This window comes from Desulfovibrio sp. 1188_IL3213, from assembly GCF_036763145.1.
Classification (GTDB): Bacteria; Desulfobacterota; Desulfovibrionia; order Desulfovibrionales; family Desulfovibrionaceae; genus Desulfovibrio.
The window spans coordinates 1-9,121 of record NZ_JBAIYR010000062.1 but is presented as its reverse complement, the minus strand read 5'-3'; the positions used below and the strand labels follow the sequence as shown (position 1 = coordinate 9,121).

Genomic DNA, 9,121 nt, shown 5'->3' with positions numbered 1-9,121 from the left:
AGCTTTTCCCATACCTCATCAGAAATGTCATGTCGCCGATGTGCTGGAGTTGTCATAATCACCTCGCTGTGCGAAGAGTATGACAGAAAAAGCAAATCTAAACAATCTCGTGACTACAGTGCCTAGAAGTCATTTTATAATCCTAGAAAAAGCCATGAAAATCGAGTAATCGAGATTCATGAGCAAATACCAAAGATTAACCGATGAACAGTGGACAATTTTGGAACCTCTTCTTTCAAGCGAGCCGCCTTCTGTGCGGGGGCGGCCTGCCATCCATGATGACCGTTCTGTACTGAACGGCATCTTATGGGTGCTGCGCACAGGCGCTGCCTGGGCTGACTTACCGGAGAGATTTCCATCGTCATCAACCTGTTACCGCCGGTTCAGCAAGTGGGTGAAATCGGGTGTATTTCGAAGAATTCTTGAGGCGCTGGCCCAAGACCTTGAAGAACGCGGAGCCATAAATCTTTCGGAATGCTTCATCGACGGTACATTCGTGGTGGCAAAAAAAGGGGCGCAAAAGTGGGAAAGACCAAGCGGGGCAAAGGTGCGAAGCTCATGGTTATTGCAGACGCTTCTGGTTTTTCACTCGCCGTGCACACGGATTCTGCTAGCCCTCATGAAGTCACCCTTGTCCAAGCTGCCCTCGATGAGATTGTCACCGTGGGACGGCCCCAACGAATTGTGGGGGATCGTGCCTATGACAGTGATCCGCTCGATAACGCCCTTGCTGCCCAAGGGATTGAGATGGTTGCGCCTCACCGGCGCAACCGGAAGCGTAAAGCAACGCAGGATGGTCGCCCTTTGCGGCGCTATCGACGGCGTTGGAAAATCGAACGTCTTTTCGCCTGCTCAATGCCTTTAAGCGGACGATGGCACGTTGGGACAGATTTCACGAGAACTTTACAGCCTTTGTTCATCTCGCGTTTTCCATGATTTTACTCAGAAGGGTCGTCAAGGAATTATGAAATGACTTCTAGAGCAATTTCACTTTGAAATTGCTCTGGCGGCTGCGTGAGCAGTCGCCCGCCGCAAAGATGCAAGCGCAATTTACTTGCGCGGTTAAGCAGCGAAGCGAGCGTGTCTTAAACTTTGAGAATGTACATTCTCAAAGTTAATCTGCTCTAAAAAGATAAAAATTAAGTCTATTATGGCTATGCTGAATGCGGGAGCAATGGTGTGCCTTTGGGGAAGATTATATCAAAGTTAGACTCCCTGAAAATTGCGATGGGCAATGTCTGCACGTATGCCTCGATGTTGGCGCGATGTTTGCAAGACTCTGAGGGGCAGTAGTAGATTGTTGACGGCCAGCCCCATTTTTGAACGCGCCTTTAGAGCATTTAACAATTGAAATACTCGCTTTACGGCAGGCAAAGCCTGTCTGGTCATATTCCGTGGCAAGGATTTTTCTGAAAATACTTGTAGAACAGTTGACTCATCCCATTAATAAACTGCTCTAGATTACTCACTATCCTTCGGCGCCGGAGGCAGAATGTCTGAATTTGAATCTTCTGTGATTATCCCTGTCTTCAACCAGTGGAGTCTGACACGTGCCTGCCTTAAGGCTTTGGCTGCCACCATTGCGGGCAAGGCCGTAGAGGTGATTATTATCGACAATGCCTCTTCTGACGCGACTCCAGAGGCATGCCCTTTCCTTGGAAAGCAACTCTTCGGAACAGCGTTTCGCTATCACCGTAGTTCAACAAATCTGAATTTTGGGCCCGCATCAAACTTGGGGGCCAAGTTGGCCAAGGGGAAATTTCTTATTTTTCTGAACAATGATACCATTCCTCTACAGGGCTGGTACCAGCCGTTGATCGATGATTTTTTGTCCTGGCCCGATATCGCCGCTACTGGCCCCCTTCTGTTGTATCCCGAATCTGAGCCTTTTGGCTTTACCGTACAGCATTTGGGTGTGTTTGTTTCTCCCATCTTACGGGTGGGCCATTTGTACGAAGGTATTCCCGCTGACTGTGCCTTGGCAAAAAAACGTCGTTTTTTTCAGATCATCACCGCAGCCTGCATGGTGATGCGGCGTTCGCTTTTTATGGAAGCAGGTTTGTTTGACGAAAACTACGTAAACGGCTTTGAAGATGTGGATCTTTGCGCCCGACTCTCTGCCAAGGGCTACCGCATGACCGTTAACCCACAAGCCAGGGTGGTTCACCACACAAGCCAGACTCCTGGCAGACACCAACATGAAGAGGCCAATTCTCAGTATTTTATATCGCACAGTCTGTCTTTGCTTGTGCCGGACTGGCATTTGCATCTGAAAAAGGATGGCATGTTCCTGCGTCTGGGCGAGTGGCAGACCCTTCAGGCATCGCTGCCGTTAGAGCGTTGCACAGAGCTGGACAAAATTGCCGCTATCTCTTCGTGCGATGAGGTAAAGGCGCTTCTTGCCCGCTATCCCTTCTGGGAAAACGGCTGGCGGCTCTTGACCGGTACAAAAAAGAAAAAAACTGGCAACTTGCCACTGGATCTGGCCCGCTTCAAGCTCTATCCCTCGCCCGATGGGGCCATGGGGCTTTACGCGACAGCATGCGCTTCGCACGACAAAAAAACTGCTTCCGGCGCACTGGGGCTTTTGACATCCTTCTGCAAGCCCTTTGAAGAATATCGCTCGTCAGCCGAGTCTGTGCGGCAATGGTGCAGCGATATTGGTCTGGCAGAATTGGCTGAGCAGTATACGGCCTGGCTCGACGGGGCGGAGCGTTTCAAGACCGAAACCTATGAGCCCTTCCTGACGGATTTTTGGGAAATCGCCCGGAACTTGTCTCTGCACCCCCATTTGGATTGGGCCTACACGTTATGGAGACATAACATTGACCTGCCCCGGCGCAGAAAAGAGTCTAGCTGCCCTCAATCCTTTGACGCAAGAGTAGCTTTTTCCATACTTATGCCTGTGTTCAACCCCAAGGCGGAACATCTGGTGGAGGCATTGGAATCTGTCATTGCGCAAGAGTATCCGCATTGGGAGTTGTGCATTGCTGATGATGCGTCCACCGATCCTCTTGTAAGAATACTCCTTTCTCGTTATGCCCAAAAAGACTCCAGAATTCACATCATCTGGCGACAAGAAAATGGTCATATCTCTGCTGCCACAAATACTGCACTGGAAATGGCGCAGTATGCTTACGCAGTGCTTATGGATCAGGATGATGCCCTCACGCCAGACGCTCTGCGCGTAGTCGCCGAGGCCATCAGTGAGCACCCGGACGGCCTGTTGTTCTACTCTGATGAAGATAAAATCCACGATGACGGTTTTATTTTTTATCCGTATTTTAAAAATGGCCGCTGGGACTGGGACCTGCTGTACGGTCAGAATTTTGTCAATCATCTTGGAGTATATCGTACGGACAGACTGCGACAGATAGGGGGCTTTCGTGAAGGTTTCCGCGGATCACAAGATTTTGACATGCTGCTGCGCTACACGGCAGGGGCGGAGGCCGCGCAATTTGTGCATATCCCGCGTGTGCTGTACCACTGGCGCGCGCATGCGGGCAGCACTGCCTTGGATGTCGGAGTGAAGAGTGAAGCTGTGGACAGCGCGCGTAGGGCGGTCCAGGAACATATGGAAACTTTTTCCCCCGGTGCTGAAGCTGAGATATTACCCGGTTCGCCATTCTTGCGCGTAAAGTTTCCGTTGCCAGAAAGGCGTCCACTGGTGAGTCTTATATGTGCTGCTGATAACATTGCTTTTCTGCATGAACAGTTGTCCGCCATAATGAGCAGGACAACATACGGAAAATACGAAGTATTTTTTCTGATCAGCCAGACTTTGGCAAAAGATGAACTTGTAAAGATTCAGCGCGCTGTGAACAGTCACAAAAATGTCCATCTCGTCATCTGTGAGGCTCATCTTTCACTGGCGGAGCGCCTGATGTTGGGAGCAGGGCAGGCCCGGGGCGAGGTTTTAGGTTTTCTTTCGGGCGGGACTGCTCCTTTAACAGAAAGCTGGCTTGAAGAGTTGGTGTCCAGCCTTTGGCGGGACGGAGTGGGCGCGGTGGGGGGCAAGCTGCTTCGTCGAAATGGAACCGTACTCCATGCCGGCTATCTGACAGATGCAAGTGGGTATATCCGTCCAGTATTTCAGGAGCTTTCAGGCGATAATCCTGGCTGGTTCAACTGGAACAAGCTGGCTAGAACCGTGGATGCCCTGGACAATCTGTGTATCTTTACGCGCGCCGCAACATTGGCCGAAATGAAGGGCTTCAATACGGATTCGGGCCACGCCGCGGTTTCGGAATATTGTCTGCGGCTGGGAGAAAAGGGCTTGCGCACGATTTGGTGGCCCTTTGCTGAATTTATGCTGCTTGACGAAAGGGCGGCGCATGCCTGCGGCAAGAGGATGGCTGATTCTGCCGCCTTATCCCAATGGGTTGGGCGCCTTGTGCCTTTTAATGAAAATATCTGGGCGGCAGGGGAAGGGTGGAAGTTGTGCGTGAGCGAACCGTGCGGTGGAAAAAAAAATGGCTGTTCTGTTGACCTCTCGAAAAAAGTGAACAAGGCCCAGGGCAGAGATGACTTTTGCGCTGCGGATTATCTTGCGCTGTACCCTGATGTTCGCGCCAGCGGCATGGATCCTCTGGAACATTATCTGCGTTTTGGGCGTGGCGAAGGCCGAAAGCCATGTCGCAGCAAGGTGGATTACAGCCGCCTTACTCCAGAGCGCCTAGCTGCGTATCATGCCGCCCCAGCAGGAGACATTGTTGTGTGCACCTCGATCGCGGGCGGGTATGAGCGGCTTTTGCCTCCAGCCTTTTTGAATGACGGCTGGCGTTACGTCTGCTTTGCAGACACTCCTATGGAGTCTTATGGCATATGGGACGTACGTCCCATCCCTTATGAAAACGCCGATCCCACACGCAAGTCACGTTGGGCCAAGCTGCACCTGCCGGAACTTTTTCCAGAAGCTCGGCTGGTGTTGTGGCAGGACGCCAACATAGTCATTGCCGCTGATCTGTCTTTGCTCCTGAGGTCCTTCCTGTGTGATCAGCCTTTATATTCTGTGATGCACCCCGTGCGTGATTGTGTTTATGACGAAGCCTTGGCTTGCATTCAGGCAAAAAAAGATGAGCCTGAGGTTATTCGCAGGCAAATCGCGTCATACCGTGAGCAAGGGATGCCTGCTCGCGCAGGACTCTATGAAAATAATTTTTTTTTGTTGAATCCTCGCCATCCGCAAGCTCGTCTTTTGTTTTCTAGGTGGTGGAATGAGTATGATAAATATAGCAAACGGGATCAAATCAGCTTGCCTTATGTTTTACATAAGAGTGGGATACGATCAGGGCTGTTGCTCCCGAAAGGCCAATCTGCAAGAAATAATCAGGCGCTTTATTTTCTAACGCACGAAGAAACAGAATGGATTAGGTATAGCGCATTAAAATGACTTTAATAATATCCATTGTGGGAGATGTGCCGGCATACCCGTACAAAAAATGCTTGGTGAAAGAATGACTGCACTTCTTTATTGTCCAATTGAGGAGTTCTATTCCCCAAATTTTATTATAAAGAAAGTACTCTAAAAGATGGGCTTGTTTTTTTATCCTTACTTGACCGATATATACAACAACGCTGTCGACTTCAATAGTTGTTTTGTCGCCATTCTTTTGGGAGTAGGATTATATATTCTGCGATGTCAGCAGTGCACGTGTTGTTTAACATGCGTATTGTTTATGGATAAATTATTTTTCCGTGCAACTATTCTTTGGATGTTTTATTTGGCATTGTATTTTTTGTTAATAATGATCTATGACTAGTAATTTCAGTGTGAATTTATTATAATTTTAGTATTTTTATACATCTGTGATGTTTTTTGCAACAACCTTTTTCAGAATGCTCTCCCATTTGTCAAAAAGTGCTGAAGAATATCTTGTGTTGCACTCATGCCACGCCTCGCGACCCATACGCTGTCGAGCTTTTTCAGAAGCCAGCAAGGGGCGTAAAATGTTTGCAAGGGCTTCAGGGGTCGGAAAGTTTGCCAAAAGGCCGTTAATTCCGTTACGGACGATAGATGTCATGGCGGGGCAATCAGATACCCCGACAATGGGCAATCCGGCGGCCATGGCTTCAAGTACGGTGTTGGGGCAGCCCTCGTACTTTGTAGGTAGGCAATAGATGTTTGCAGAGAGATATTCAGCCCATGTGCTCGTAGCGACTGGTCCAATTATGGTACAGGAATCAAGGTTTAGTTCTTGTGACAAGGCTTGTAGAGAGGACTGGGTGTCACCCCAACCGATCATGCGTAAGCGCCAGTCGGGAAACTCCTGAGCCAGCAGGGCAAAGGCCCGCAGCAGAAGTTCCGGCCGTTTTTCTTTTGAGAAGCGGCCAAGATACAATAAGGTAGGTGAAGTTGAGGGATGTTCGGGACACTCGGGGGGAATGTTTTCCGGAGAGGCATTGGGAATGACAAACGTTTTGTGTCGCAAGTGTTTTGGTACGAGGGGGACATAACAGGGGAGCAGTTCGTGAATCGCGGCGGATTGCTCGAGCAGAGCTAGGCGCCCCTCTCTGTGCCAGAGTTCGCGCTCAATAAGTTCCGGGGTAATGCGCTCCGAACAGATGAAGGGGGTGCCTGTGTCTGTGCTGCAGATTTTCCAGAGCATGTGCTTCCAGTCAGACTCAAAGGACAAAAGCACCTCAATTTTATTTTCTTGCAACAAGCCGGATCCGGCATTCACCGCCGCTGCGTCACCGGAAAAAAAACTGCTTGGAAAAAAATGGATTGGTAGGCGTGGGTCTACCGAATACAATGGCGAATAAGTTCCTGCCACAGTGAGTATATGAACTGTGTGTCCCCGTGCGCGCATTTCATGTGCCAAGCGGAGGGCCGCACGCTCCGCTCCTCCCCTGCTCTGACAAATACCTGCGTTGGCAATGGCTATTCGCATGTGTCATTACTCTTTTTCGAGTTTGATTTGTTTGCCAAGCAGCACGTCGAACATATAGTCCGAAATTGGCGTCAGGCCGGCCCAAGTGAAAAATGTCAGCTCGCTGAAATACCACCAGTCTTTTCCAGCGTAAAAATCTACTCGTACATGGGGGAATCCCGCACTCAATACCTTGGACATCTCTACCAGCTCGTCAAAGTATGATGGGCGTGGGTCGGAGTTGAAATTTTTATAATGCCAATTCACAGGAAGCCGTTCGCCACTCATTTTGTAGAGGTTGGCGCATACATCTGCAGTCTTGTCGTTTATAACGATCCAGTAAATAAAGGGGGTACCATCGAAACAGTAAAATTCGATTTTATAGTCGAATTTAATGATCGGCTCGCAAACAATGGCAGGAGTAATACCCTTATACCCAGATTCAAGGGCGCAGTAATAATGGTTTGTCTTGGGATCGAGCCATGTGGAAGCCGTTGTGATAAGGGCATTCAGATTGTCCTTTGCTTTTTCCACAAAAGCTTGGGTTCCTGATCCAAAATTGGACTTGAGAATAAAGCGTTCAGGCATATCGTCCAGTTTTATCTCGTCAGGTTTGCGGAAGGTGGCAAGCGGTTTTATGCAGTGGTCGCTCATTTTCGGCAAACGATCCAGAACAAAATTATGAAAATTCGCCTTATCCGCACAGACTTGCATAAGGGGGTTATGATAAAAAACCTTCAACCAATTAAGCTTTTCATTAAAGGTGCATGGTGAGATCAAATCAAGGTTGTACCCAAAGGACTGATAAAACAAGAAGGAAAGATAGTCAGCAGCTTCCAGTTTGCTGAGGTCTCGTTGATACTTTGTCTGATCAAGGTATGAAAATCGTTCCGCAGATATTCTGCACGGGCCTGAGTCAATATTTGTACTTCTTACTTTATTATACAGTGTTTTCACGGCTATCACCTTTGCGTATAACGCCATTATGTTTTGCGACAAAAAAAACACTATCTGTAAATTTTGTTGCCAGAATTTTTATGTCTGTAAAATTATGATGCTCAAGGAATTGATAAATTTGCTCTGGCGTAAAAGAGCGCATGTGTTGCCATTTGTGAAACATTGCTTTGCAGTGAGGGCATATACAATAGTTATCTTCTAAATTTTCACTGTATGGGACGCTGCCCAATAAAATTCCATCTTTTTTTAACATGCCTTGGATTGTGTTCAGACTTTCATCCAGATTGTTGTTGTGTATATGCTCAAGGACTTCAAAGCATAATACGCAATCGTAACGTGTATTTGTATTGAATCCTAAAAAATGTGGGTGCTTCAAAACGGCATGTGGAAAGTCACTGCATCTGTTTTTTGATGGCTCAAAAGCGCCTGCGTGATACCCATTTTGAAGAAGCAGGGAAATCAAGTCACCGCTACCAGCACCAAAATCACAATTTTTTTTTGTTACCTCAACGAATTTTTTAATTAAAGATACTAGACTTTGACCGTGTAATTTTGAAAAACTTTTATTCATCAATGGTGACTGTGCTGCAATGTTCCAGAATGAACTGATCGATTCTGGTGTCCATTCGTAAATCCAAAAAGGTTCTATTTTTTTTGTTGTACCATAGTAATGCTCTCTTATCTTTGATTGGCAGTTGTCAAGTTGAAAAAACTGTTTTTATATTTTGTTGCGTTGATTTATGTTATTAAGGTGATGACAGCCTCCGCTTAGGAAAAAGCAGTTGGCCCGACATCATTATCGTCTTTTTTACAGCCATATTCGATCTACAAGCAGATAGTCTGACTCTTTTAACGCCCGCTCTCGTTGTTTGCTCGTTGTGTTGCAAATGCAGTCATTGGGGTGCCAATATAATTTCTTTAAGCGCAAGCGGCAGGTTGCAATGGCCTTAAAAGCGAGTGTCCGTCAACAGTCTGCATAGTTTGTCAGCGACTTGCGATGCTTCTTTACGGATACACGATAGCTCAGGGGGAGGCGAGAGCGGCCCCATTGCCCCTCCCCTGGGAGGGGCAAAAACGTCAGAGGTGCTGGCGGTCGGCCTCCCAGGGAACGATGCGGCCTGCGGTGATCGTAGTGTCTACGCCAGTTCTCGATAACAACTTCAGCCAATGTTGTCCGGTTAAGCACCCATAGCTAACAGGCTATAACTATAGGTGTTTATAGTTTTTCGTCTTCGCGGATTCAGAAGTTCTTCCAGAGAATCCTTGCCGAACAGATTCAAGCAAATGAGCTC

Annotated in this window: 5 protein-coding genes and 1 pseudogene; 2 read left to right on the top strand and 4 right to left on the bottom strand. The window is 48.0% G+C overall.

Annotation, left to right across the window (positions count from 1 at the left end; all coding sequences use genetic code 11):
* The first annotated feature begins 178 nt into the window (after positions 1-178).
* Both V6C16_RS04835 and V6C16_RS04830 read left to right on the top strand, forming a co-directional pair.
* A pseudogene (locus tag V6C16_RS04835) lies at positions 179-968 on the top strand (IS5 family transposase).
* A 524-nt stretch (positions 969-1,492) separates the two neighbouring features.
* Positions 1,493-5,392, top strand: a complete 3,900-nt coding sequence (locus V6C16_RS04830) for a glycosyltransferase (protein ID WP_333534751.1) — start codon at positions 1,493-1,495, stop codon at positions 5,390-5,392.
* A 406-nt stretch (positions 5,393-5,798) separates the two neighbouring features.
* On the opposite strand, the gene V6C16_RS04825 is transcribed toward V6C16_RS04830, so the two are convergent.
* From V6C16_RS04825 to V6C16_RS04810, 4 genes are all read right to left on the bottom strand, one after another.
* The gene (locus V6C16_RS04825) at positions 5,799-6,893 is read right to left on the bottom strand and encodes a glycosyltransferase (RefSeq protein ID WP_333534752.1); all 1,095 of its coding nucleotides are present in this window, start codon (positions 6,891-6,893) and stop codon (positions 5,799-5,801) included.
* Positions 6,894-6,899: 6 nt separating this feature from the next.
* Positions 6,900-7,829 carry an ATP-grasp fold amidoligase family protein gene (locus V6C16_RS04820; protein ID WP_333534753.1) on the bottom strand — a complete coding sequence of 310 codons (930 nt, stop codon included), beginning with the start codon at positions 7,827-7,829 and terminating at the stop codon, positions 6,900-6,902.
* Positions 7,813-8,400, bottom strand: coding sequence for a class I SAM-dependent methyltransferase (locus V6C16_RS04815; RefSeq protein ID WP_333534754.1), 588 nt, complete (start codon positions 8,398-8,400; stop codon positions 7,813-7,815). The genes V6C16_RS04820 and V6C16_RS04815 overlap by 17 nt, the downstream gene beginning before the upstream one ends.
* Before the next feature lie 393 nt (positions 8,401-8,793).
* Positions 8,794-9,015, bottom strand: coding sequence for an integrase core domain-containing protein (locus V6C16_RS04810; RefSeq protein WP_442886182.1), 222 nt, complete (start codon positions 9,013-9,015; stop codon positions 8,794-8,796).
* Positions 9,016-9,121 lie beyond the last annotated feature (106 nt).

Coding starts and splice junctions, on each gene's coding strand:
- V6C16_RS04830 (WP_333534751.1), top strand. CDS start 1,493: ATGTCTGAATTTGAATCTTCTGTGATTATCCCTGTCTTCAACCAGTGG.
- V6C16_RS04825 (WP_333534752.1), bottom strand. CDS start 6,893: ATGCGAATAGCCATTGCCAACGCAGGTATTTGTCAGAGCAGGGGAGGA.
- V6C16_RS04815 (WP_333534754.1), bottom strand. CDS start 8,400: ATGAATAAAAGTTTTTCAAAATTACACGGTCAAAGTCTAGTATCTTTA.